This is a genomic window from Gordonia sp. NPDC003504, from assembly GCF_053587995.1.
Genome location: NZ_JBSFPC010000004.1, coordinates 206,079 through 230,476 on the forward strand (window position 1 = coordinate 206,079; position 24,398 = coordinate 230,476).

The window sequence follows — 24,398 nt, forward strand, 5'->3', positions numbered from 1 at the left end:
CGCTCACTTGATGAAGTCCTCCGGGAACCAGGTGTTGTGGCTGGCACCGCCGTCGACGTAGATGATCGAACCGGTGGTGCCCGGCAGGTAATCCGAGAGCAGGGTGCAGACGCTGGTGCCGACCACACCCGGGTCGTTGACGTCCCAGCCGATCGGCGAGGCCCCGTTCCAGTAGTCGTTGAGCATGTTCAGCTTCTTGGCATCGTCGGTGGCGGTGCCCGAGATCGCCTTGGCCGCAAGGGTCTTGATCGGTCCGGCGGCGACCAGATTCGACCGGACTCGCTTGGCGTAGCCGACCTCGCGGGCCACGTAACGGTTCACCGACTCCAGGGCCGCCTTGGCCACGCCCATCCAGTTGTAGTCCGGCATCGCCGTGCGCGGATCGAAGTCCATCCCGACGATGGAGCCACCCTCGTTCATCACCGGAAGCGCGGCGCGTGCCAGCGACGCATAACTCCATGCCGAGATCTCGAACGCCTTGGCCACATCCGGTCCGGGACCGTCGAGGAACGGCACCGCGTCCGGTCCCATCAGCGTCTTGGGGGCGAAGGCGATCGAATGGACCACGCCGTCAACGCCTTCGGGGGCGAGTTCACGCACGGCGTCGGCCAGGGCCGACAGCGACTCCTCGTTGGTCACATCGAGCGGAATGGCCGGTGGCACCTCCTGCGGGAGGCGCTTGGCGATGCGGTCGATGAGCCGCAGCCGCTCCGGGATGCCGGTGATGATGACCTTGGCGCCCTGTTCCTGGGCGACCTTGGCGGTGTGGAACGCGATCGATGCGTCGGTGATGATGCCGGTGATGAGGACGGTCTTCCCGTCCAGGATTCCGCTCATGGTGGGGCTCCTGTCGTACGTGGTCGAATCGGGTCGGCGGGGCCGTGGTCGGCGTGAGCCGATGCTGCTGTGGGAGTCGCGGGACGTGACGGTCAGTGCCCCATGCCCAGACCACCGTCGACGTTGATCACGTTGCCGGTGACGTAGGCGGAGTCGTCGGAGGCGAGGAAGCTCACCACGGCGGCGACCTCCTCGGGCTGTCCCATGCGCTTGGCCGGAATCGCCTGATCGACCGCGGTCTTGGTGTATTCCTCTGGCAGTCCGCGGGTCATGTCGGTGTCGATGAGGCCCGGTGCGACGACGTTGGCGGTGATGTTGCGGCTACCGAGCTCACGCGTCACCGACCGGGCGAGTCCGATCACGCCGGCCTTGGACGCGGCGTAGTTGGCCTGACCGGGGGTACCCATGAGTGCGACCACCGAACCGAGATAGATGAACCGGCCCCAGCGGGCACGCAGCATGCCGCGGGTGGCCGCCTTGGTCACCCGGAAGGCGCCGGTGAGGTTGGCGTTCACGACGTTCTCGAAACTGTCCACGCTCATCCGCATGATCAGCGTGTCCTCGGTGATGCCGGCGTTGGAGACGACCACCTCGACGGGGCCCTGGTGCTCGGCGACCTCGGCGAACGCCCGGTCGACGGATTCGGTGTCGGTCACGTCGCAGACGACGCCGAACAGCCCCTCGGGCGCTCCCGAACCGCGGTGGGTCACCGCGACCTTGTGGCCGTCGGCGGCGAGGCGGCGGGCCACCGCCAGTCCGATCCCCCGGTTACCACCGGTGACCAGCACCGACCGCGACACCTTCTCACCATTTCCGGCTTCGTTGCTCTGCACCATGCGCCCCAACCTATCGGTTCGGCCCTGTCCGGTTCCCGTCAGGTCCGGTTCGTATCGGCCCGCGTCTCAGGGGAGTCGCTGGTTGATCACCAGCGACCCGATCACCGCGACGATCGCCAGGATGGTTCCGGCGATGATCCACGGACGGGAGTTGTCGCCCTTGCGCATCTCGTAGCCGATCTCCTCCTGCAGTGTCTCGTACACCTTGTTGAGTTCGTCGAGACTCGACGCGGTGAAGAATGTGCCGCCGGACAGGTTGGCGATCTCGCGCAACGAGTCGTCATCGACGGGAACCGGTACCCGATCACCGTCGAGATCGACCGTGCCCGTCATCGTGCCGAACGAGATCGTCGACACCGGGATGTTCTCCTCCTTGGCCTTGCGCGCCGCGGTGAACGCCCCGCGCGGGTCGTCCGGGTCGTCCGGGACGGTCTGCTTTCCGTCCGAGAGCAGCACGATCCGTGCGGGCGGGGCTCCGGCCGCGCCACCGAGCACCGCGTTGAGGGTCTGGATCTGCTGGATCGCGGCGAAGATGCCCTCACCGGTGGCGGTCTTGTCGGCGAGCACCAGCTTGTCGACCGCGGCCTTCGTCGCGTTGTGATCGGGGGTGGGCGTCACCAGGTTCGACGCGGTGCCGGCAAAGGAGATCAGACCGAGGTTGATGCCGTCGGTGAGTTCGTCGGCGAACTTCTTCGCGGCGGCCTGGGCGGCCTTGATCCGCGACGGCGCGACGTCGGTGGCCTCCATGGATCGGGAGACGTCCATGACGAGGATGACCGTGGCCTTGTTGCGGGGCACCTTGCGGTCGGCCTGCGGACCGGCGGCGGCCACCACCAGCAGCAACAACGCGACCATCAACAGTGCGATCGGGGCGTGCCGGAGCCACCGCATCCATTTCTTCTCGGGTGGGGTGATCTGGTCGAGCACCTCGAGATTCGCGAACTGCAGGGTACGCCGGCGACGCGCACGCAGGATGTAGGCGTAACAGCCGCCGAGGACGACGACGAGCAGGGCAAGGAACAGCCACCAGGGGTTGGAGAACACCGCGACCTCACCCCACCCCGGCCGCGAGCCCGCGGCGTCGTCGGCCGACGAACTTCACGACGTCGGTCAGCCAGTCCCGATCGGTGCGCAACGACAGCACCGGTCCACCGCAGCTGCGGATGGTGCGCAGCACCTGATTCTCGTGCGCCTGCGCAGCCGCGGCGAAGTCCCGGCGCAGGCCGTCGGTGATGGTCACCTCGCGGATGTCACCGGACTCGGCGTCGGCCAGCCGGACCTGTCCGACCGGCGGGAGTTCCTGATCTCGGGGATCGAGGACCGCAACGGCCAGCAACTCGTGGTGGCCGCCGATCGCCCGCAGCGATCGCTCCCAGTCGATCGGTCCGAGAAAATCGCTGATCACCACGGCCAGTCCGCGTCGACGCTCCGGTCGACGCAGCGCCTCGATGCCGGCGTTGAGGTCACCACGCACGCCCGCCGAGGCACGTTTGGTGGTGGCGATGGCCTTGAGCAGGTGCTGGGCGTGCATCCGGCCGGTTCGTGCCGGGATCCGCACCACCTGATCACCGGTCACGATGATGGCGCCGTGCCGGTTGCCGCCGCCGGAGGTCAGATGCACGATCGCGGCCGCGGCGGCGACCGCGAGGTCGCGTTTCGTGCAGTTCACCGTGCCGAAATCGAGGCTTGCCGAGGCATCGACGACCAGCCAGGTCTCCAACTCGCGGTCGGCGATCATCTGACGGACGTGGGGCTGGGTGGTGCGGGCGGTGACCGACCACTCCATCTGACGGATGTCGTCACCGGGCTGGTAGGGACGGGCCTCCCCCGGCTCGGATCCCGGCCCGGGGATGAGTCCGAGGTGCTCGCCCTGGAGTACGCCGTCGAGCTTGCGGCGGACCGTCAGCTCGAGCATCTTGAGGGCGGCCGTCAGCTGCGGCTCCTCGGCCACCCCCGCCCCGAGCGACGGCAGATCGCTATTGGCCGCCATACTGCGCGGGTGCCTGGTTCGGAACGGGTGCCGCGGCCGCATTCGGCACCGGCGGCTGTACGGGATTCCCCACGCCGGGGCCGCCCTGTCCGGGTGCCGGATACTCGGTGGGTGCCGGCGGTACCGCGGGCGCCTGAGCGGGATACCCGGGGGTCGGGGCGACGGGTTGCGCGCCCACCTGGGGAAGTCCGATGGTCTGCAGGATGCGCGCGATGACGGCATCGGCGGTGACCTCGTCGGCGAGGGCGTCGTAACTGAGAACCAGCCGGTGCCGCAACACGTCCGGGATGATCTCGACGACATCGGCGGGGATCACGTAATCGCGGCCGCGCACCAGGGCCAGTGCCCGCGCCGCGGCGACGATACCGAGCGTCGCGCGAGGTGAGGCGCCGTAGGACAACCAGCTCGCGACATCGGTGAGACCGACCTCGGCGGGCCGGCGGGTGGCGTTGATGACGCGCACGACGTAGTCGACCAGCGCGTGGTGGACGAATACGTTGGCGGCGGTGCGCTGCAGGCGGATCGTCGTCTCGGGGTCGAGGATCCGCGAGGCCGTCGGCGGCACATTGCCCATCCGGTAGACGATCTCGCGTTCCTCCTCGACCGAGGGGTAGTCGACGAGGACCTTGAACAGGAAGCGGTCCCGCTGCGCCTCGGGCAACGGGTACACGCCCTCGTTCTCGATCGGGTTCTGCGTCGCCATCACCAGGAACGGATCCGGCATCGGGTAGGTGGTCCCGCCGATCGACACATGCCGCTCGGCCATGACCTCCAGCAGCGCGGACTGAACCTTGGCCGGCGCGCGGTTGATCTCGTCGGCGAGGAGGAAATTGGCGACCACCGGTCCGAGTTCGGTGTCGAACTCTTCGCGGCCCTGGCGGTAGATACGGGTGCCGATGAGGTCGGTGGGCACGAGGTCGGGGGTGAACTGGACACGCGAGAAGCTGCCGCCGATCACGGTGGCGAAGGTCTCCACGGCCAGGGTCTTGGCGACGCCGGGCACGCCCTCGAGGAGGATGTGCCCGCGGGCCAGCAGACCGACGAGGATGCGCTCGACGAGCTGATCCTGTCCGACGATGACACGTTTGACCTCGTAGATCGCTCGTTCCACCAGCTTGACGTCGCTGTCACTCAATTCGACGCCACCGGCGCCGCCGGTCGGTGCCGACGAATCGGCGGTGGGATGTGAGGTCAACCCCTACTCCTGTCCTCGGCGAGGTGATGTGGTGGCGGTGCGGACCCTCGCGCCGCGCGCCGTTGCCAGCCTAGCGGCGTCGACTGAGAACTTGCCACGAAGGTCGGGGCGGGTGTCGGCCGGTCGAGTGAGTGTGGGCTCAGAGCAGGCGCACGACGTTGGGCATGGCGCCGTCGGTGCGCACCGGCGACACCTTGACCACGTCGCCGGATTGCGGGGCCTCGACCATCTTGCCGTCGCCGAGGTACAACGCGACGTGCTCGCTGGCGTTGGGACCGTAGAAGATCATGTCGCCGCGTTGCATCTGGGCGAGGGGGAACTGCGGTCCGGAGGTGTACTGGTAACCCGTGTAGTGCGGCAGTTCGATGCCGACACCGGCGAAGGCGTAGACCATCAGGCCCGAGCAGTCGTAGCCGACCTTGGCGTAGTCGCCGTAGCTGTCGGCGACACCGCCGTCGCGGATGCCCTGGGTCGGGCCCTCGGCGTTTCCGCCGCCCCACGCGTACGGCACGTTGAGTTGCGACAGGGCCCGGTTGACGACGATCTCGACCGCCTGGGGTCCGCGCAGACCGGGTCGGACCACGCCGCCGCCACCGCCGGAACTGCCGAACAGGCTGCCGAGGCTGCCCGAGCCGAGGCGGGCGCTCAGGGTGTCGCCACCGCCGTCGCTGCCGAGTCCCGCGCCGCCGACTCCCAGTTCGTCGAGCAGTTCCGAATGCGGCACCTGCTGCTGCCCGACGAGGGCGGCGAGCACCTTCTGCGAGACATCGAGCGCCAGTCGTGTCGCGGCCTCAGCGGCCACCTGCATCGTCTGGTTGTCGCCCTCGGCCTGGGTGGGACTGATCGCCGCGGGACCCGGTTGTTGTTGTCCGGGGAGGTTGCGGAACAGGCCGGTGAGCAGGTCGGTGGGCTCCGGGTCGGCGACCGGGGTCGGGCGCACGGTGCCGCGGAGCGCGTCGAGCCGCGCCTGCACCGAGTCACGCTGCCGAATCAGGGTGGCGCGTTGACGTTGTTGGTCGACGATCGCGGTACGGGCCTCGGTCACCGCCGCGACCGCCGAGTCACGACGGGTCGCCGCTCCCTCGGTGGCATAGGCGGTCTGCCGTTTGGTCGCCTCGAGCGCCGCGACCTGGTTGGCCTGCTGATTGCGCGCCACCTGCAGCCGGCGGATGGTCTGCTGTTGATCGCGACCGATCTGGTCGATCACCGCCGCCCGGTCGAGGACACGCTGCGGATCCGGCGACGACAGGTAGTTCGACATGGTGGCCTGATTTCCCCCGGTCCGATAGACCGACCGGACGAACTCGTCGAACTCGCGCTGGGCGGCCGCGGTTGCCTGCGTCGCGCGGGTGAGCGACGACCGGGCATTGGTGGCCGCCACACTGGCCAGGCGCTGAGCGGCCAGGGCGTTCTGGTAGTCGACGACCGCATGATTGGCCGCCTCCTGGCGCAATGCGACGGCCTTGTCGAGGTCGCTTAGGTTCTGGTTGACCTGCGCGATCTGATTGATCAGGGACGAGACCGGGGAGGTCGTCGGAGTCGGTGCGGCGTGGGCCGGCCCCATCATGGCGGCGGCACCGGCGATGACGGACGCCACCGCGGCCGTGACCTGCAGCCGACGCCGCGGCACATCGCGGCGTGTCGCCGTGGTCCTTCGCCTCACTGGCTGCTCCCTCACCGTTTGCCGAGTGCGGGTGCGTGGCAGTCGATCTGCCCCTCCGGCTCCGATGGCCGTCAGAAACCCCCGCACAGCCGCACCTCTGTCGCATGTACAACTCGCATCACATGGAGCGCACTGATGAGCAGATGCACCACACGTGACATTGGAACCGTACGTCACATCTACCACTCGCGAAAACAAGCGCAACGAATTACAAAGACGTGATTACCTGCAGAGATGGGCGTGAACAGCCGAAAGTCCGCGACCTCTGGTCACGTTTCGAATTGGTAACAGAGCCGGGCGTCGGCGGTCGCGACACTTGGAGAGCTCGGCGCCCCGGTGTAGATGCGGCCCGCGTAGATGCGGCCGATCATGAGAAGCCGAGCGGCGACGGCGAGACGCTGCCCGGTTGGCGATCAGTCGTTCGCCACCGCGGAAGCGGGCGTCGGGTCGACCTCCGCCTCATGATCTGGATCATCGGCACGTCGACGCAACGACCGAAGGCGGCCGAGGACGGCGCCGATCGCGACGACGACCATCAACACCAGCGTGATCAGCGTCCAATCCAGGCTCGGAGCCGTGATCGAATCGACCATCTCCGCGGCCGCCTGCGGCGGGTTGGACAGGGTGAGATTGTCGGTCGACTCCTCGAGGACCACGCGACTGAACTCCGGAGAGGCACTCCCGACCGCGTTCGGTCCGAACACCAGGACCGTTCCACCGACCTGTTGCTGCAACTCGGTGGCGATGTCGCGGTACATGGTGAACACCGGCATCTTCTGGTCGAGGACGACGATGTTGATGTCGTGGCCCTGTCCCTGGGCGTGATTCACCACGGCACGCAACGCGTCGACCTGATCGGGGTTCTGGGTGTAGACGTGATCGTCGCGCAGGCCGTCGGCGATGGTCGCGAGGACGATGCCACCGGGCGCCGTGGTGTCGGTGACGCCCGGCGAGTCGTACTCCGACGCCGGGGCGGCCACCGGAGCGGCGAGAATCAGCGAGCCGTCGGCGACGGGGCCAGGAGTCATGCTGTCGCTTCCTCACACCACCAGGTGACCCGCCCGGAACCGGACGGCCACGTTTCACGATCATTAAATGTGCGTGGTGCGGCGTCTGCTCACCGAACCTCGACCAGCACGGTACGACAGAATGGGATGGTCATGGGCCACCGGGTCCGCCGTGGCTCGCGCGCGTGTCGGTGGTTGTTAACAGTACGGACGTACTGTTAGACTGGTTTGCGTCGCCGCGGAAACCCCGCGGTCGCTGGATGACACAGCTGGATGACACAACAGCACGACCCCGGCGCAGCCCGTCGGGGGATGGTCAGAGTCGACGAGATGGTGACGCTCGCCGATGAGCCCGGAGTAGGCCCGGACTTCTCGCCCGGGACGCACAATGCCGACGCAGCCCGTCGGCCAGAGGAGAGTGGAACAACGTGAGCATCAATTCGTTTGGCGCCCAGGGCACCCTTGAGGTGGGCGACAACTCCTACGAGATCTTCCGCCTCAGCGCGGTCAAGGGCACCGAGAAACTCCCCTACGCCCTGAAGGTCCTCGCCGAGAACCTCCTGCGCACCGAAGACGGCGCGAACATCACCAAGGAGCACATCGAGGCGATCGCCAACTGGGATCCCTCGGCCGAACCGAGCATCGAGATCCAGTTCACCCCGGCGCGCGTCATCATGCAGGACTTCACCGGCGTCCCGTGCGTGGTGGACCTGACGACCATGCGCGACGCTGTCAAGGAACTCGGTGGCGACCCGGAGAAGGTCAATCCCCTCGCACCGGCCGAGATGGTCATCGATCACTCCGTCATCATCGAGGCCTTCGGCAATTCGCAGGCCCTCGAGCGCAACGTCGAGATCGAGTACCAGCGCAACGAGGAGCGCTACAAGTTCCTCCGCTGGGGCCAGGGCGCGTTCGACGACTTCCGGGTTGTCCCCCCGGGCACCGGCATCGTCCACCAGGTCAACATCGAGCACCTGGCCCGTTCCATCATGGTGCGTGACGGTGTCGCCTACCCCGACACCTGCATCGGCACCGACTCGCACACCACCATGGAGAACGGCCTGGGCGTGCTCGGTTGGGGCGTCGGCGGTATCGAGGCCGAGGCAGCGATGCTCGGACAGCCCGTGTCGATGCTCATCCCGCGCGTCGTCGGTTTCAAGCTCACCGGTGCCGCCAAGCCGGGTGTGACCGCCACCGACGTGGTGCTCACCATCACCGACATGCTCCGCAAGCACGGCGTGGTCGGCAAGTTCGTGGAGTTCTACGGCAACGGCGTGGCCGAGGTGCCCCTGGCCAACCGCGCCACCATCGGCAACATGAGCCCCGAGTTCGGCTCGACCTGTGCGATGTTCCCGATCGACGGCGAGACCATCAATTACCTCAAGCTCACCGGCCGCAGCCAGGAGACCCTCGACCTCGTCGAGGCGTACGCCAAGGAACAGGGCATGTGGCTGGAGAAGGATGCCGCCGAGGCCGAGTACTCGGAGTACATGGAGCTCGACCTGTCGACGGTCGTCCCGTCGATCGCCGGCCCGAAGCGCCCGCAGGACCGCATCGAACTGTGGGACGCCAAGAACGCCTTCCGCAAGGACATCCACAACTACGTCGAAGAGGGCAACACCCCGCAGATCAACGGCGTGGACGAAGCCAGCGAGGAGAGCTTCCCGGCCTCCGACGCGCCGGCCACCTCGCCCGGTGCGGCCAAGCTGTCGTTCTCCGACGACGAGGTTCCGGCGCACGACGCGTCGAAGGGTTCGGCGGGCCGTCCGTCCAAGCCCGTCGTGGTGGAGTCGGCCGAACGCGGCACGATGGTGCTGGACCACGGCATCGTGACGATCGCCTCGATCACCAGCTGCACCAACACCTCCAACCCGTCGGTGATGCTGGGCGCAGGCCTGCTCGCCAAGAAGGCGGTCGAGAAGGGCCTGACCTCCAAGCCGTGGGTCAAGACCTCGATGGCCCCGGGTTCGCAGGTCGTCACCGGCTACTACGACAAGGCCGGCCTCTGGCCGTACCTGGAGAAGGTCGGCTTCTACCTGGTCGGCTACGGCTGCACCACCTGCATCGGCAACTCGGGACCGCTGCCGGAGGAGATCTCCAAGGCGATCAACGACAACGATCTGACCGCCACCGCGGTGCTCTCGGGTAACCGCAACTTCGAGGGTCGCATCAACCCCGACGTGAAGATGAACTACCTCGCGTCGCCGCCGCTGGTCATCGCCTACGCCCTGGCCGGCACGATGGACTTCGACTTCGAGACCGATCCGCTGGGTCAGGACACCGACGGAAACGATGTGTTCCTCAAGGACATCTGGCCGTCCAACGAGGAGATCGCCGAGACCATCAAGAGCTCCATCTCGGCCGAGCAGTACGCCGAGGACTATGCCGACGTCTTCAAGGGCGACGAGCGGTGGCAGAACCTGCCGACGCCGGACGGCAAGACCTTCGAGTGGGACGACGAGTCGACCTATGTGCGTAAGCCCCCGTACTTCGAGGGCATGAAGCTCGAGGCCGACCCGGTCAGCGACATCAAGGGCGCGCGTGTGCTGGCGAAGCTGGGCGACTCGGTCACCACAGACCACATCTCCCCCGCGTCGACCATCAAGCCCGGCACCCCCGCCGCGCAGTACCTGGACGAGCACGGGGTGGCCCGAAAGGACTACAACTCGCTGGGTGCCCGCCGCGGTAACCACGAGGTGATGATCCGCTCGACCTTCGGCAATATCCGCCTGGCCAACCAGCTCGTCGATGTCACCGGTGGTTACACCCGCGACTTCACTCAGGAGGGTGCGCCGCAGGCCTTCATCTACGACGCCGCGCAGAACTACGCCGCCGCGGGTACTCCGCTGGTCGTGCTCGGTGGCAAGGAGTACGGCACCGGAAGTTCGCGTGACTGGGCCGCCAAGGGCACCAGCCTGCTGGGCGTCAAGGCCGTCATCACCGAGAGCTTCGAGCGTATTCACCGCTCGAACCTGATCGGTATGGGTGTCATCCCGCTGCAGTTCCCGGAGGGCGAGTCGCACAAGTCGCTGGGCCTCGACGGCACGGAGACCTTCGACATCACCGGTATCGAGGAGCTGAACTCGGGTACCACCCCGAGCACGGTTCACGTCACCGCCACCAAGGAGGACGGCTCGACGGTCGAGTTCGACGCCAAGGTGCGCATCGACACCCCCGGTGAGGCCGATTACTACCGCAACGGAGGCATTCTGCAGTACGTGCTGCGCAACATGATCAAGGGCTGATCGGGGGTATCTGCACAGTGCCCAAGGTCAGCGATGACCGCCTTGCCGCGCGTCGTCGGGAGATTCTCGACGGCGCGCGGCATTGCTTCGCGGAGTACGGATACGACGGAGCCACCGTCAAACGCATCGAGGAGTCGACGGGTCTGTCGCGCGGTGCGATCTTTCACCACTTCCGGGACAAGGAGGCGTTGTTCCTCGCCCTCGCGCAGGAGGACGCCGAGCGGATGGCCGACGTGGCGGCCGAGCAGGGCCTCGTCCAGGTCATGCGGGACATGTTGACCAGCCCGCAGGACTTCGACTGGCTCGGCACCCGGCTCGAGATCGCCCGGAAGTTGCGCACCGACACCAAGTTCCGGGATGCGTGGAGCGCCCACTCGGCGGATCTGGAGAAGGCCACGGCGGCGCGACTCGAACGAGGCCGCGCCTCGGGCCGACTCCGTGACGACGTGCCCACCGAGGTCCTCGTGGGGTACCTCGACCTCGTCCTCGACGGGTTGATCACGCGGCTCGCGACCGGCCAACCCACCGATGACCTGCACAAAGTTCTCGATCTCGTAGAGGAATCGGTGCGTGTCTCGCGAAATGCGGGAAGTGAGACGTGAATCACACCCAGGTGCCCCTAAAGAGGTATGCCTAGCCTAATTTTCTGGCTAGCTTCACAGGGTGCATTCAGACTTCTCGTCCACGGGACTCCCGACCGCCCCCCTGACCCGACGCTCTCTGCTGCGCGGCATCGGTGTCGGGTCGGTGGGTGCCGGCCTCGCCGCCGCCGGACTCGGTTCCACGTTCGCCGCCGCACCCGCGAGGGCCGCCGACGGTGCCACCGCCATCGTCATCGGCAGCGGCTTCGGCGGGGCCGTTGCGGCCCTGCGGTTGGGGCAGGCCGGAATCCGCACGACGGTCCTCGAACGCGGCCGCCGATGGCCGATCCGGGGCGACGGCAACACCTTCGCCACCTTCGACCGCCCTGACCGGCGGGCCGCCTGGTTCGACACCACCGCCGGGATCTCCAGCGTCGGCCGGACGCCCACCACCCCCTACCCCGGTGTGCTCGACACGATCCGCGGCAACGGGATCGAATCGGTCCACGGGGCCGGCGTCGGTGGCGGCTCACTGGTGTTCGGGGCCTTCACCCTGCAGCCGGACAAGGCCGACTTCGAGCATGTCTTCCCCGGTGGTAGCGGATACGACGAACTGTCGCGCACCTACTTCCCGCGCGCCCGGAAGGTGTTGGGTACCGGCCCGCTCCCCGATGACATCCTGGCGCATCCCAACTACGTCGGCGCCCGGTCGTGGCTGACGATCCTCAAGCGCTATGGAATCGCGCCGCAATTCGTCGACTACGCGATCGACTGGGACCGCGTGCGGGCCGAGTTGGCGGGTCGCGCACCGAAGGGCGTCTCCATCGGCGACCTGTCCTACGGCGTCAACAGCGGCGCCAAGAACTCCGTCGACCACAACTACCTGCCGGCGGCCGAACGCACCGGATTCGTGACGATCAAACCGATGCACGAGGTCTTCGAGATCACCGAGCGCACCCGGCGACCGGGCTACGTCGTGCGGTCACGACTCATCGACGACGCCGGGCGCACCGTGCGGATCGTCACCACCGAGGCCGACTACCTGTTCATGGCCGCGGGCTCGTTCCACACCACCTCGCTGCTGGTACAGGCCCGGGCGCGCGGAACGCTGCCGCGCCTGTCCCCCAAGATCGGCAACGGCTTCGGCGGCAACGGCGACTTCCTGATCATCCGTACCGCGCTGCGCAATCAGCACGGGCCGGTGCAGGGTGGTCCCGGGTATGCCCGGATCCGGGAGGATCGCATGCCCGGCGGGCCGGCGACGATGATCTATCAGGCCAGTCCCTTCCCGGCCCCGGCCGGCTCACTGGCGACCACACACCTCATCCAGGTCCACACCGACGAGCGCGGCACCATCGACTACGACCACACCACCGGCCGCACCACGCTGAACTATCCGCACCCTGCGGGCACCAGCGATCTGGACCGGCAGGCCATCGCCTTCGCCCGGCACTTCCATGACCGGACCGAGGGCCGATTCGGACATCCGCTCAACGGGATTCCGGTGTACGACCGTCTCTCCGGCTTTGGTTCGGGCGCTACCTTCCACGGACTCGGCGGAGTGGTGGTCGGACAGGCCGCCGATGCGAACGGCGCGGTCAAGGGCTACGACAACCTCTACGTCGTCGACGGTGCGTTCGCCCCGGGGGCCGTCGGCCTGGTCAATCCGTCCCTCACCATCACGGCACTCGCGGAGCGGACGATGGACCGCTTTCTGGCCGCACACTGATCCGCCTCGCAGATGACGCCGGGTGCGCGATCGGCCAGGGTCGCCGATCATGTCTGCGCACGACTGTACGAACTGGGCATCTCGACGGTGTTCGGGGTGCACGGCGCCAACATCGAGGACATCTTCGACGCGGCATCGGCTCACCCCGGCATCACGCCGGTGATCGCGAAACACGAGTTCGCGGCCGGCGCGATGGCCGACGGCGTGGCCCGCATGCGAGGCGCGCCGTCGGCGGTGCTGACCACCTCGGGCGGCGGAGCCCTCAACGTCATCGCCGCACTCGGCGAGTCGTATGACAGTCGGGTGCCGGTACTCGCCGTCATCGGTGCACCACCCTCGAACACCGTCGGCCGCGGCGGATTCCAGGACATGCTGTCGCCACCGGACACCATCGATCTCGAGGTGGTGCTGTCCGGGGTTGTCGGCGCCGTTGCGGTGATGCGCACCGTCGACGACGTCGACGCCGCACTCGACACTGGCGCCGCGACACTGCGCCGATCGCTGCCGGCGGCCGTCGTGATACCGAAGAATATTGCGGCACAACATTTTTCCGAAGAAGCAGGCAACAGGCGTGCGCATATCGACGCCCCGGCCGATGTAACGGCTCATCCGGACCCGGACGTGTTGGACCACATCGCCGAAACCCTCTGCCGTACAGCAGGTCCCGGTCAGGTGTGCATCTGGTCGGGTGAGGAGGCGGCACGGCATCGTCTTGGTGGCGCGGTGACGGAGCTCGCCGACCTGCTCGGCGCCACCACGGTGGTGTCCCCGGGCGGTCGGGACGTCGCCGGGCCCGGGTGCGCGGGAGTGACGGGGGTGATGGGTCATCCGTCGGCACATGCCGCCCTGGCTGAAGCGTCGACGATCCTGGTGCTCGGCTGCCGGATGTCGTTGACCGATCGCGCCGGGCTCGACGACATCCGCGCCGAGCGGACCGTCGTTCATCTCGGCGCGCATCCACCGCGCACCGGCGGCGTTCGCCACATCGGCTGCGATCACCTCGAATACGCTCTCGCACAGGTGGTCTCACGAGTTCGTCGACAGTCGAGGTGCGTGCCCGGAGCCGCCGCCCGGGAGGTCGTCGCCCTCGTGACCCCGAAATTCGACGGCCCGCACCCCGACATGCGTTCGGTGATCGAGGCCGTCGGCGCGGCACTGCCCGACGACGCCGCGGTGTTCGCCGACGCCGGCAACACCGGAGCCGCCGCGATCCACCATCTGCCCTTCGGTGTCGGACGGTTCGCCGTGGCCCTGGGCATGGGCGGCATGGGATACGCGATCGCGGCCGGTGTCGGTGTCGCCATCGCCGGTGGCGACGGGGATACACCACGACGCACGGTGGTGATCGCCGGCGACGGCTCCTTCCTGATGCACGGTATGGAGATCCACACCGCGATCGAGCACGATGCGCCGATCACGATCGTGGTGGCGAACAACGACGCGCACGGCATGTGCCGCACCCGCGAGGATCTGTACTTCCCGGCCACCTCATCGCTGAACAGCTTCCGGCACACCGACTTCGCCGCCGGACTCGACGCGATGTTCCCGACGCTGACCGTCTGGCATGTGACCGAATCCGGCGAGCTCGACGCGGCCCTCGGCGCCGCACTGACACATCCCGGGCCGAACTGCGTCGTCGTCGAGGTCGACGCCGACGACCTACCGCCGTTTGCACCGTTTCTGAGAGGACACCCATGACGACGACCACCACCGCATTGTCGGATCTTCCCGAGGGAGAACACCTGCCGGGAGTGATCAGGGTCGAGACCCATTCCCGGGCCGAGTCGACACCGATGCTCGTCGACCGAATCCGGTCGGTCTATCCGCATCAGCAGATCTACGGCGACTACTGCACCGTGCAGGGCTACGTCGACGCGCCGCCGCGCCCGCTGTACGCATGGCTCGCCGACCCCCGGACACTCGAGGAATGGACGTACAGCACACGGGGTCTGCGCGTCACGCGGACGCCCGGACTGTTCCTCGGCCAGGATCGCCTCAATGACGACACCGACATCTACGTGCGGGCCGTCACCCACGATGACGCGATGACGGTGGACTATCACTGCGCGTGGGACCAACCCGATCACCTGTGGATGGTCTATCTCATGCGGGTCGTCGACGCGCAGGTGGTCCTGAATCGCCCCGGTTCGGTGGTCACGTGGACCAACTGCCGGCACCCGTTCTATGACTCGAACCCCTACCCGGATACCGCCCCCGCGGGCCGGGAGGAGTGGGTCGGCGATCTCTGGGACATGTTCGCCGCCGGGCATCAGGTCGAACTCGACAATCTCACCGCGATTGCCGAGTCCCGGCACCGCGCCGGTCTTCCCCTCACCCCGGAATGGATGCGTTCATGACCGCCTCGATCAGCCCCGCGATCAGCCTGGCCGACGTGGCGACCTACCGCCCCACCAACCGGGTACCGGCCACGTGGTTCGCCGAGTATGCGGCCGACGACGCACTCGCCGACAATGCGATGTTCCGAGCCCCCGCACACCGCCATCATGCGGCGGACGGGGAGACCTCGGCCGACATGATCGTCGCTGCGGCAGCGGTATTGGCCGATCGGCACGGTTCGGACTACCTCGACGACGTGGACGTGGTGCTCACCCACAGCCAGCTTCCCGAGGTCCCGGTGCGCGGATGCGTGGGCGAGGTGGCCCATCGCCTGGGGTTGCGGCCGACGACCGTCCTCGACGTCCACAACGGCGGATGCGCCGCCTTCGTGCACATGATCGAGATCGCCGGCGCACTCCTGCGCGTCCGCGGCGGAGGCAAGGCACTGATCGGGGTGGCCACCAACACCGCCGGTCAGATCTTCACGCAGGAACAGGTGCGGCCCAAGGCGCAGGGGCGCGATTCCCGGGGATGGTGCCGCGGTGGCCGTGCTCACCCTCGACGGGTGCAATCCGGTGCTGGCCACGGTGTGCCGGTCATTCGGGGAGTACTCGGCGGATATGACCGCGGTCAGCGATCCGCCACGCAAGTATTGGGAGGCCGGCCCCGGCCAGATCCACGTCGGCTTCACCGACGCCAAGATCGCCAAGGTGCTTTCCCGCGGAAACCGTCTCGTGCCGGAGGTGTCCTACGAGGTCGCCGGCCGAATCCCGGTGGCGCCGCGGGATCTGGACTGGTTCATCACCAATCAGCCGAACCGCATCTTCCTCCGGAACTGGCGCGAGGCCCTCGAGTTGCCGGAGTCACGGCATCCGGACACCTTCGACGACTGCGGCAATCTGTTCGCGGTCGGTATCCCGATGACGCTGGACGCCCTCGTCGACAGCGGCAAGGTCGCCGACGGTGACGTCATCATGATGTCGGCCTTCGCCCACGCCGGTGACTTCGCCGCGGCCTGCGCGGTGCGTTGGTCCGGACGGTCGTGACCCCGCGCGGGTCCACCGTCGCAGATGCGCCGGTGCGTTGTGACCTCAACGAGTCGGCGTTCGCACCGCTGCCCGCCGTCGTCGAGGCCATGGCGACCGCCGCCCGCGACGCCCATCGATATCCCGAGTTCACCGCCGACCGGCCGCGCCTGGCCATCGCCGCCCATCTGGGAATCGGCGCGAATCAGGTGACCGTCGGGCCGGGCGGAACTGCGGTGGCGCAAGCGATTATGGCCGACGCCATGTTGTGCGCCCGTGAGCACGGGATCGCTGACCCCACCATCCTCACACCCGCCCCGACCTGCGACGGGTTCGGCATTCTCGCGCGGATCCTCGGCGTGCGACTCGTCACCACCCCTCTCGACGAGCGTGGATGTCCCGACCTCGACGCCCTGGCCGCGGCGGTCGACTCCTCGACCGCCGCGGTGATCCTGTGTTCACCACACAATCCGACCGGCGCCGTCCTCGGCGAGTCGCGCCTGCGCGCGTTCCTCGCGGATCTCGACGGGGCGCTCCCGGTCATCCTCGACCAGGCCTACATCGAGTACTGCGAGTGCCCGGTCGACGCAGTGGCCATTGCCGAGGAGTTCCCGAATGTCTGTGTGCTACGCACCTTCTCGAAGGCCCATGCGCTCGCCGGGGTCCGGATCGGATACGCATTCGGTGCGCCGTCGGCGGTGGCCGGCGCCCAAAGCCAGGAGATACCATTCGCGATCAGCGCGGCCGCGGCCGCCGCGGTCCCGGTGGCACTGTTGGCCCACCGGGAACTCGACGCGCGGATGTCGGCCGTTCGCGCCGAACGCACACACCTCGCACGATCCCTCGCCTCCGTGGGTGTGGAGGCCCTCGACGGCCACGCCAACTTCGTCTACCTGCCGGGTGCCGGCGGCCTCGCCGTGGGACGGGCACTGGCCGCGAACGGGATTCACGGCAGGTTCTGTGGCTCCGACGGTTTCCGCCTGACGGTCCTCGACCGTGCGGTCACCGAGCGGATCATCGGTAGCGTCACCGACGCGCGGAAAGGCGCTATTCCCTGGACTCACGAGTCGCCGTCGAGGAATCGGGTGATCAGCCGCCAGGTGGAGGCGACGAGGGCCTCATCGAGTTCCTCGGCGACCACCGCACCCAGGTAGTCACCGTGTGCCCCGGGCACCACCAGCGCTCGACCGTCCGGGGCGAGTCGGCTCATCGCGAGGGTGTGTTCGCCGCGGACGATGTCGCGGTCACCGCTGACGAACATCGCCGGCGCCCGTAGTCCCGCCAGGTCGGCGTCGGCCCAGTCGACGAATCCACACATCAGGGTGACGTCGAGTTCAAACATCCGGCGGAAGTCGTCCGGGTCGGGGTTGATTCGGCCATAGGCCTCGGCGAGCAGCGGCGGCACCCCGTCCGGACTCGGATCGTCGAAGGAGTCCCAGAAACCGTCGATCATGCCGTCGCGGCGCGTGAAACCCGAGGCCACCACCACACGCCTGGTGAGCTCGGGACGACGCAATGCGAACCGCAGGACCGTCGGCCCGCCGTTGGAGAAGCCCATGATGTCGACCTGTCCCACACCGAGCGACTCCACCAGCGCCGCGATGTCGGCGGCGGAGTTGTCGAAGGTGTACGGCCGGCGATGGTGTGGGGTGTGGCCATGCCCCTGCAACTCCACGGCGATCAGTCTGCGGTGTGGGGATAGCACGCGGATCGCGTGACCCCAGTCGACGTCGATCACACCGGCGCCGCCGTGTACCAGGACGAGCGGTGTGGAACCGTCGTCGGGCCCGTGGATCTCGTAGTACAGGTCGATCGTGGTCATCTCGGGCCTCTCGTGTGGTGGTGTGTGGCCGGTGGTGCCGAGTGGTCGGGCACGTGCGCCGCGGTCATAGGTGATGACCGTCGCCGACCGTGGAACTCACCGGTCGCACATCGGACAGTTCGGCCCCGCCGAGCGAACGCTCGCTATAACCTGAGTTCTACTTGTGTCGTTCGTCACCGAGGAGTGAGCGTGTTCCCTGGAGTCTTTGCTGCCCGTACCCCCGAAAAGCCCGCCGTGATCCGCGCGTCCACCGGCGAGCAACTCACCTACGCCGAGCTCGACGAGGACTCCACCCGACTGGCCAATCACCTCGAGACCCTCGGGCTGAGGCCCGGCGACTGCGTCGCCATGATCTCCGAGAACGATCTGCACATGTTTGTGGCCTATTGGGCCGCGCTCCGCAGCGGGCTCTACATCACCGCCATCAACCATCATCTGACCGCGGAGGAGACGAACTACATCCTCACCGACTCCAACGCCCAGGTGCTGTTCGCCGGCGCCTCGGAGGCCGCCGCCGTCGAGAAGAGCGGCGACATCTCCGCTCTCGCCGTGCCGGGCCACCGCATTGCGTGGGGCGGCGACATCGCGGGCTTCGAGTCCTACGACGCCGTCCTCGCGAGCGCCTCCGCGCAACCGCGCACCGATCAACCGCGCGGCACCGACATGCTCTACTCCTCGGGTACGACCGGACGCCCCAAGGGAATTCAGACTCCGCTGCCCCAGGGCCAGGTCAACGAGATCCCGGACGCCTACACCGCGATCTTCGCCCCGATGTACGGATTCGACGAGAACTCGGTGTACCTCTCCCCCGCTCCGCTGTATCACGCTGCGCCACTGCGGTACTGCGGTGTGACCAACTCGGTCGGCGGCACCGTGGTCTTCCTGGACCGGTTCGACCCCGAGGACGCCCTCGCGGCGATCGAGAAGTACGGCGCCACCCACAGCCAGTGGGTGCCGACGATGTTCATCCGAATGCTCAAGTTGCCGAGCGAGGTTCGCGATCGTTACGACGTCTCCAGCATGAAGCTCGCCGTCCACGCCGCCGCCCCGTGTCCGGTCGAGGTCAAGCAGGCGATGATCGCGTGGTGGGGCCCGGTCATCCACGAGTACTACGCCTCGACCGAGGCCGCCGGTGCGACGTTCATCGGCCCGCAGGAGGCCCTCGATCACCCCGGTTCGGTGGGTAAACCGCTCCTCGGGGTCGTCCACATCTGCGACGAGGACGGCAACGAACTCCCCGTCGGCGAAGTCGGGCTGGTGTACTTCGAGCGCGAGGAGGTGGCCTTCGAGTATCACAACGACCCGGCCAAGACCGCCGAGGCCCGCCACCCGGCACACGAATTGTGGTCCACCACCGGCGATGTGGGATACGTCGACGACGAGGGCTACCTCTATCTGACCGATCGCAAGGCGTTCATGATCATCTCCGGCGGCGTCAACATCTACCCGCAGGAGGCCGAGAACGTCTTGGTGAATCATCCCGCGGTGTTCGATGTGGGTGTCATCGGTGTCCCCGACGCCGATCTCGGTGAGGTCGCCAAGGCCTGCGTGCAGTTGGCCCCGGGGTTCACGCCGTCCGACGAACTCGCCGCCGAACTGCTCGAGTTCACCGGGTCACGCATCGCCACCTACAAGGTTCCGCGGTCGGTCGACTTCGTCGACGAACTCCCCCGCACACCCACCGGAAAGCTGGTCAAGGGCATTCTGCGCAAGTCCTACTGGCCCTCGACGGTGTAGGCCGCCGGTGTAGCCCACGATCACGAGCCCATAACATTCCTGCGCGACGCTAACGATCTCCCCGGCCCGACGGATATTCCCCTTGTCGGGATCACACAGTCGGGACCACACAGTCGGGACCACACGATCCACTCCGGGTCGGGGAGATCGCGAGTCCGCGCCATGCGCACACTCACCGAATACCGTCGCACGCAGCCGCGTGGCGGACGTCCAACTCACCATCGAAACCGCTGCCACACAGGCCATCCCATCCGAATCGCGATGGCCCTGACCGCCACGATCGGCTGTTCGCTGATCGCCGGCGTCGGCCCGGCTGCCGCCGAGCCGGTCAATACCACCACCACGCCGGCCCCGGACTCATCCACACCGGCCGATCCGTCGACGCAGCCCAGCCCGTCCACGCACCCCAACCCCACCACATCGCCCGGCCCACCGGTCACGTCGTCGTCCGAATCGAGCCCGAGTCCGCTGCGCCGTGCTCTGATCACCGCCGTCCTCGACGGCGCCCATGACACCGTCGCCGGGGTGACCGTCCGCATCGCGGCACCGTCGCCGTACGTCTACGAGCTTCCTGCCACCATCGACTCGCCGACCCACTCGATCCCCGTTCGGGTACTCACCGTTCCCGCCGGACTCACCCTCGTCGGTCCATCGGACTTCACCATCGGCCTCACGCCCGGCGAAACCGTCACCTACACGGTGCATCTCACCACTGCATCGACATCGCCGGGATCCCCTGGCGGAACCGTACCCGGCCGTGATCCCGCGGGCCGCGTGCCGCTGACCTCCATCCCGTCGGGTCCGATCACGCGGTCGTGACGTCGGCCGCGTGAATGACATTGTCCGCCCATTTCCTATGCACGGCTAACGACCGGACCGGGTCGCGCGACACACCCCATGCCGGCACCGGCACTCCGCATTCCAGTCCGCATTCGAACCAGGGTCGGGGAGACCTCGGGAATCATCATGAGCCGAAAGCACTTCCGCGTCATCCGCACCGCTGCACTCCCATCGGTGGCGCTCGTCGTGGCCACCATGACAGCGGGCATCGCCGCGGCCGACGACACCACGACCACCACCCCACCGCCGATCGCGTCCACCACCACACAGACCACACCGCCGTCACCGGCAACCACACCACCGGCAACCACACCACCATCCACCACCGGCAGCGATCCCGCTCCCCCGTCGACACCCGCGTCGACCAGCGTTTCGGTTCCGCCGTCGGCACCATCGACCAGCAGTCCTACTTCGACGCCGCCGGAGGGCCAGGGAACGCTGAACCTCACCACCCGCGACACCGCCGGCAACCCGGTCCCCGGGGTGGTGATCGACTTCGCCGGACCGGCAGGCAGCCAACCGATTCCGCTTCCGGCGTCGATCAACAATTACCCGGGGTCGTACGGCATCACCGTCACCGACGTTCCGGCCGGCTATCGGCTCCTGGGCTCTGGCGGGTTCTCGGTGGACATCGTCGCCGGGCAGACGGTGAGCCATGAGTTCACCTTCACCCGCACCGACGGCGGACAGAACTTCGGCTGGCTTCAGGTCACCAAACGCGATCGGATCGACGGCCACACGTTGCCCGGCGCGCAGTTCGCCGTGGCGACCTGCGACGGGCAGGGCCTCGGCGTGATCACCACCGACGCCGAGGGCATCGCGTCGAAACGGGTTCGCGGCGGTTGCTACACCGCACGCGAAATCGCAGCTCCGGTAAGGTATCTCAACGACGGATTGACCTACACCTTCGACGTGCTCGGCGGCCAGACCGCCGATCAGTCGATCTACAACACCCGCGCGGGGCATGTCAGCTCACGCAATCCCGCAGGCCGAGTGCCACTCTCGTCGATCCCGTCAGGACCGGTGAACCAGCCGTGACGACCATCGTGAGCACGGCGAACCCTACGCGCGGCCCGCTGCACCGGATGGCTCTCCTCCTGGTCTGCCTCGCCGCGGCGATCCTGACCGGCTGCGCGACCACCGGCACACCGTCATCCGAACCCGGCAGTTCCACGGTGGCACAGTCGGATCTGCGTCCGCCGGTCAGTGCGCGAACGGGCGATCCGGGCGCCCCGACCTCGGTGACCGCGGGTGGTCAGACCGCCCCCACCGAATCCGTGGCCACCGACACCTCCGGCGCATTGCTGCCGCCCCAGGATGTCGGCCACCTCGGCTGGTGGGTGGACTCGGCGCTACCCGGTTCGGGAACGGGCACGGTGGTGATCACCGGGCACGTCGACGACGTCAACCAGGGACGGGGATTCGCCGCCCGATTCGGTTCACTGACAACGGGATCCGAGGTCACCCTGCACACCGCCGGCGGCGAGACGGTCCGGTATCGGGTCCGGGACGTCCAGACCGCCGACAAGGAGAACGGTTTCCCCGCAGCACAACTCAACCGGCTTGACGGGCCGGAGACATTGGCACTGGTGACCTGCGGCGGACCGTTCGTCGGTCCACCCCTCGGGTATCGGGACAACATCATCGCCTGGGCGGTTCGCTCCTAGACCGCCGGGTAGTTCGTTGAGAGAGCTCTGAATCTCGTTGACAGCGCTCGCCCACCCGCTGACAGCGCCTCCGCGGGTTGCGTTGGGAAGGCTCAGAGCGCTGTCAACGGATTTCAGAGCGCTGTCAGCGTAGTTCGGAGCGCTGTCGACGCAGCGAAAGAGAGTGGTACTCAGGCCAGCTCGATGAGTTCCTGATACTCCTCGCTCCAGTGATCCTCGGTGCCGTCGGGCAGCAGGATCACCCGCTGCGGCTCCAGGGCCGCCGCCGCACCGGGATCGTGAGTCACCAGGACGACCGCGCCGGTGTAGCTGCGCAGTGCCTCGAGGACCTGCTCGCGCGAGATCGGATCCAGGTTGTTGGTCGGCTCGTCGAGGAGCAGCACGTTGGCCGCCGAGGACACCAGACCGGCCAGGGTCAGGCGCGTCTTCTCGCCGCCGGACAGCGTGCCCGCGGGCTGGTCGAGTTGGGCGCCGGAGAACATGAACGCGCCCAGCAACCCGCGGAGATCCTGCTCCCCCGCATCCGGCGCGGCGTGCCGGATGTTCTCCCACACCGATGCGGCGTCGTCGAGGGTGTCGTGCTCCTGGGCGAAGTAGCCGATCTTGAGTCCGTAGCCGGGTTCGATGGAGCCGATATCGGGGGCCTCGGCGCCGGCCAGCAGCTTGAGCAACGTCGTCTTTCCCGCACCGTTGAGACCCAGGACGACGACGCGGCTGCCCTTGTCGATGGCCAGGTCGACACCGGTGAAGATCTCCAGCGAGCCGTAGTTCTTCGTCAGGCCGGAGGCCATCAGCGGGGTCTTTCCGCACGCGGCCGGTTCGGGGAATCGGATGTGTGCGGTCCGGTCGGCCACCCGCTCCTCGTCGAGCGCGTCGAGCATCCGGTCGGCCCGCTTGAGCATGTTCTGCGCCGCGGTGGCCTTGGTGGCCTTGGCGCCCAGTTTGGCCGCCTGCGTGCGCAACGCCGAGGCCTTCTTCTCCGCGTTGGCGCGCTCACGCTTACGGCGCTGTTCGTCGGTGGCGCGGGCGTCGAGGTACCGCTTCCAGCCCATGTTGTAGATGTCGGCCTCGCCACGCACCGCGTCGAGGAACCACACGCGGTTCACCACATCGGCGAGCAGATCCACATCGTGACTGATCACGATGAGCCCACCCTCGTGGTTCTGCAGGAACCCACGCAGCCAGGTGATGGAATCCGCGTCGAGGTGGTTGGTGGGCTCGTCGAGCAGCAACGTGGTCTGCGACTTGCCGGCACCGTCGGAGGCGGCGAACAGGATGCGGGCCAACTCGATTCGACGACGCTGTCCACCCGACAGTGTCCTCAGCGGCTGACCGAGGACGCGGTTGGGCAGGCCGAGGCTGTGACAGATTCGCGCCGCCTCGGATTCGGCGACGTAGCCGCCGAGCGCCGAGAACCGCTCCTCGAGTTGCCCGTACTTGGTCACCGCACGATCGCGGACCCGCTCGTCGGCGGTCTCGGCCATGAGTGCCTGCTGCTTCTCCATCTGCCGCAGGATGGCGTCGAGGCCGCGCGCCGACAGCACCCGGTCCTTGGCGAGCACCTCCAGGTCGCCCTCTTTCGGGTCCTGCGGAAGGTAGCCGATCTCGCCGCTGCGGACCACGGTGCCGGCGTAGGGTTCGGTCTCCCCGGCCAGGATGCGCAGCGACGTGGTCTTGCCCGCTCCGTTACGCCCGACCAGGCCGATGCGATCGCCCGGTTGGATGCGCAGCGCGGAACCGGGCGCCGACAGCAGGGTCCGGGCGCCCGCACGGACTTCGAGGTCGGTCGCGGTGATCACGACGTTCGAGTCTATCGACTCCACCGACGGTGACCGAATCGGCGAGCGCGTGCGACGGTCACCTCACTCGATTGGGTAGAGCCGCTAA

At 67.7% G+C, this 24,398-nt stretch carries 19 protein-coding genes and 1 pseudogene; 11 read left to right on the forward strand and 9 right to left on the reverse strand.

Features of this window, described 5'->3' with window-relative positions; genetic code table 11:
* Positions 1–3 precede the first annotated feature (3 nt).
* The 7 genes from inhA to ACWDPV_RS10355 form a co-directional block, all read right to left on the reverse strand.
* A complete protein-coding gene (gene inhA / locus ACWDPV_RS10325) occupies positions 4–837 on the reverse strand; it encodes an NADH-dependent enoyl-ACP reductase InhA (protein ID WP_449742877.1) in 834 nt (277 codons plus the stop codon).
* Positions 838–929: 92 nt separating this feature from the next.
* The gene (fabG1, locus tag ACWDPV_RS10330; RefSeq protein ID WP_348803786.1) at positions 930–1,673 is read right to left on the reverse strand and encodes a 3-oxoacyl-ACP reductase FabG1; all 744 of its coding nucleotides are present in this window, start codon (positions 1,671–1,673) and stop codon (positions 930–932) included.
* Positions 1,674–1,739: 66 nt separating this feature from the next.
* Positions 1,740–2,717, reverse strand: coding sequence for a VWA domain-containing protein (locus ACWDPV_RS10335; protein WP_348803785.1), 978 nt, complete (start codon positions 2,715–2,717; stop codon positions 1,740–1,742).
* 7 nt (positions 2,718–2,724) lie between these two features.
* A complete protein-coding gene (locus ACWDPV_RS10340; protein ID WP_449742878.1) occupies positions 2,725–3,663 on the reverse strand; it encodes a DUF58 domain-containing protein in 939 nt (312 codons plus the stop codon).
* Positions 3,650–4,858: an AAA family ATPase gene (locus ACWDPV_RS10345; protein ID WP_449742879.1), complete on the reverse strand. Its 1,209-nt coding sequence runs from the start codon at positions 4,856–4,858 to the stop codon at positions 3,650–3,652. The genes ACWDPV_RS10340 and ACWDPV_RS10345 overlap by 14 nt, the downstream gene beginning before the upstream one ends.
* A 139-nt stretch (positions 4,859–4,997) precedes the next feature.
* A complete protein-coding gene (locus ACWDPV_RS10350) occupies positions 4,998–6,425 on the reverse strand; it encodes an NlpC/P60 family protein (RefSeq protein ID WP_449742997.1) in 1,428 nt (475 codons plus the stop codon).
* A gap of 509 nt (positions 6,426–6,934) precedes the next feature.
* On the reverse strand, positions 6,935–7,549 hold the full coding sequence (locus ACWDPV_RS10355) for an Rv1476 family membrane protein (RefSeq protein ID WP_348803782.1): 615 nt from the start codon (positions 7,547–7,549) through the stop codon (positions 6,935–6,937).
* 407 nt (positions 7,550–7,956) lie between these two features.
* On the opposite strand from ACWDPV_RS10355, the gene ACWDPV_RS10360 reads away from it, so the two are divergent.
* From ACWDPV_RS10360 to ACWDPV_RS10390, 7 genes and pseudogenes are all read left to right on the forward strand, one after another.
* Positions 7,957–10,773 carry an aconitate hydratase gene (locus ACWDPV_RS10360; RefSeq protein ID WP_348803781.1) on the forward strand — a complete coding sequence of 939 codons (2,817 nt, stop codon included), beginning with the start codon at positions 7,957–7,959 and terminating at the stop codon, positions 10,771–10,773.
* A 17-nt stretch (positions 10,774–10,790) separates the two neighbouring features.
* On the forward strand, positions 10,791–11,375 hold the full coding sequence (locus tag ACWDPV_RS10365; RefSeq protein WP_348803780.1) for a TetR/AcrR family transcriptional regulator: 585 nt from the start codon (positions 10,791–10,793) through the stop codon (positions 11,373–11,375).
* Between the two features lie 61 nt (positions 11,376–11,436).
* Complete coding sequence (locus tag ACWDPV_RS10370; RefSeq protein WP_449742880.1) at positions 11,437–13,083, forward strand: GMC oxidoreductase; 1,647 nt, start codon at positions 11,437–11,439, stop codon at positions 13,081–13,083.
* A 12-nt stretch (positions 13,084–13,095) separates the two neighbouring features.
* Positions 13,096–14,781 carry a thiamine pyrophosphate-binding protein gene (locus ACWDPV_RS10375; RefSeq protein WP_449742881.1) on the forward strand — a complete coding sequence of 562 codons (1,686 nt, stop codon included), beginning with the start codon at positions 13,096–13,098 and terminating at the stop codon, positions 14,779–14,781.
* Positions 14,778–15,440 (forward strand): SRPBCC family protein, encoded by a 663-nt coding sequence (locus tag ACWDPV_RS10380; RefSeq protein WP_449742882.1) that lies wholly within the window; start codon positions 14,778–14,780, stop codon positions 15,438–15,440. The genes ACWDPV_RS10375 and ACWDPV_RS10380 overlap by 4 nt, the downstream gene beginning before the upstream one ends.
* Positions 15,437–16,466: pseudogene (locus tag ACWDPV_RS10385) on the forward strand (3-oxoacyl-ACP synthase III family protein). The gene ACWDPV_RS10380 and the pseudogene ACWDPV_RS10385 overlap by 4 nt, the downstream one beginning before the upstream one ends.
* Positions 16,463–17,599, forward strand: a complete 1,137-nt coding sequence (locus tag ACWDPV_RS10390; RefSeq protein WP_449742883.1) for a pyridoxal phosphate-dependent aminotransferase — start codon at positions 16,463–16,465, stop codon at positions 17,597–17,599. The pseudogene ACWDPV_RS10385 and the gene ACWDPV_RS10390 overlap by 4 nt, the downstream one beginning before the upstream one ends.
* Here ACWDPV_RS10390 and ACWDPV_RS10395 read toward each other — a convergent pair.
* A complete protein-coding gene (locus tag ACWDPV_RS10395) occupies positions 17,506–18,267 on the reverse strand; it encodes an alpha/beta fold hydrolase (protein WP_449742884.1) in 762 nt (253 codons plus the stop codon). The genes ACWDPV_RS10390 and ACWDPV_RS10395 overlap by 94 nt on opposite strands.
* A gap of 189 nt (positions 18,268–18,456) precedes the next feature.
* Between ACWDPV_RS10395 and ACWDPV_RS10400 the strand changes: the two genes are divergently transcribed.
* From ACWDPV_RS10400 to ACWDPV_RS10415, 4 genes are all read left to right on the forward strand, one after another.
* Entirely contained in the window at positions 18,457–20,004 is a 1,548-nt protein-coding gene (locus ACWDPV_RS10400) for an AMP-binding protein (RefSeq protein WP_449742885.1), read from the forward strand.
* 261 nt (positions 20,005–20,265) lie between these two features.
* The gene (locus ACWDPV_RS10405; RefSeq protein WP_449742886.1) at positions 20,266–20,823 is read left to right on the forward strand and encodes a hypothetical protein; all 558 of its coding nucleotides are present in this window, start codon (positions 20,266–20,268) and stop codon (positions 20,821–20,823) included.
* Between the two features lie 147 nt (positions 20,824–20,970).
* Positions 20,971–21,882, forward strand: a complete 912-nt coding sequence (locus tag ACWDPV_RS10410; RefSeq protein ID WP_449742887.1) for an MSCRAMM family protein — start codon at positions 20,971–20,973, stop codon at positions 21,880–21,882.
* A gap of 47 nt (positions 21,883–21,929) precedes the next feature.
* Entirely contained in the window at positions 21,930–22,511 is a 582-nt protein-coding gene (locus ACWDPV_RS10415; protein WP_449742888.1) for a class F sortase, read from the forward strand.
* Between the two features lie 170 nt (positions 22,512–22,681).
* Here the strand turns inward: ACWDPV_RS10415 and ACWDPV_RS10420 are convergent, their stop codons facing one another.
* Complete coding sequence (locus ACWDPV_RS10420) at positions 22,682–24,310, reverse strand: ABC-F family ATP-binding cassette domain-containing protein (protein WP_449742889.1); 1,629 nt, start codon at positions 24,308–24,310, stop codon at positions 22,682–22,684.
* Positions 24,311–24,398 lie beyond the last annotated feature (88 nt).

Excerpts from the sequence above, each read along its gene's own strand:
- inhA (WP_449742877.1), bottom strand. The coding sequence starts at position 837 with ATGAGCGGAATCCTGGACGGGAAGACCGTCCTCATCACCGGCATCATC.
- fabG1 (WP_348803786.1), bottom strand. The coding sequence starts at position 1,673 with ATGGTGCAGAGCAACGAAGCCGGAAATGGTGAGAAGGTGTCGCGGTCG.
- ACWDPV_RS10340 (WP_449742878.1), bottom strand. The coding sequence starts at position 3,663 with ATGGCGGCCAATAGCGATCTGCCGTCGCTCGGGGCGGGGGTGGCCGAG.
- ACWDPV_RS10350 (WP_449742997.1), bottom strand. The coding sequence starts at position 6,425 with ATGATGGGGCCGGCCCACGCCGCACCGACTCCGACGACCTCCCCGGTC.
- ACWDPV_RS10355 (WP_348803782.1), bottom strand. The coding sequence starts at position 7,549 with ATGACTCCTGGCCCCGTCGCCGACGGCTCGCTGATTCTCGCCGCTCCG.
- ACWDPV_RS10375 (WP_449742881.1), top strand. The coding sequence starts at position 13,096 with ATGACGCCGGGTGCGCGATCGGCCAGGGTCGCCGATCATGTCTGCGCA.
- ACWDPV_RS10380 (WP_449742882.1), top strand. The coding sequence starts at position 14,778 with ATGACGACGACCACCACCGCATTGTCGGATCTTCCCGAGGGAGAACAC.
- ACWDPV_RS10395 (WP_449742884.1), bottom strand. The coding sequence starts at position 18,267 with ATGACCACGATCGACCTGTACTACGAGATCCACGGGCCCGACGACGGT.
- ACWDPV_RS10405 (WP_449742886.1), top strand. The coding sequence starts at position 20,266 with ATGGCCCTGACCGCCACGATCGGCTGTTCGCTGATCGCCGGCGTCGGC.
- ACWDPV_RS10410 (WP_449742887.1), top strand. The coding sequence starts at position 20,971 with ATGAGCCGAAAGCACTTCCGCGTCATCCGCACCGCTGCACTCCCATCG.
- ACWDPV_RS10415 (WP_449742888.1), top strand. The coding sequence starts at position 21,930 with ATGGCTCTCCTCCTGGTCTGCCTCGCCGCGGCGATCCTGACCGGCTGC.